This is a genomic window from Arsenicitalea aurantiaca (assembly GCF_003994485.1).
GTDB lineage: Bacteria > Pseudomonadota > Alphaproteobacteria > Rhizobiales > Devosiaceae > Arsenicitalea > Arsenicitalea aurantiaca.
Map to the genome: position 1 here is coordinate 1 of NZ_RZNJ01000021.1, position 332 is coordinate 332.

The 332-nt window shown below is 68.7% G+C and carries 1 protein-coding gene and 1 pseudogene; both read left to right on the forward strand.

Translation table 11 applies throughout. The features are described from left to right. Positions 1 to 133, forward strand: a pseudogene (locus tag EMQ25_RS18460) (deoxyribose-phosphate aldolase); the annotation flags it as partial. Between the two features lie 15 nt (positions 134 to 148). After that, positions 149 to 332: hypothetical protein (locus tag EMQ25_RS17930; RefSeq protein WP_148114834.1), on the forward strand; the 184-nt coding region annotated here is incomplete at its 3' end.

Below are 332 nucleotides of genomic sequence, written 5' to 3' on the forward strand. Positions count from 1 at the left end.
GCTGGGCCGGGCCTGGCTCGAGCCGCATCTGTTCCGGTTCGGCGCCTCGAGCCTCCTGACCGATATCGAGCGCCAGCTCGAGCACGGCCTCACCGGGCGCTATGCCGCCGATTACCGCCAGCCCATGGTCTGAGGGCGGGGAGAGAAGATGAACACGATCATGCAGGTTTTCGAGACGCTCGAATATGGCCCCTCCCCCGAGAGCGACGGGCCGGCGCAGGACTGGCTGGAGGCCCATGGCCGGCGCTTCGGCCATTTCATCGACGGGGCCTTCACCGCGCCCGGCACGCTTTTTACGACGCAGAACCCCGCCAGCGGAGCGGTGCTGGCCG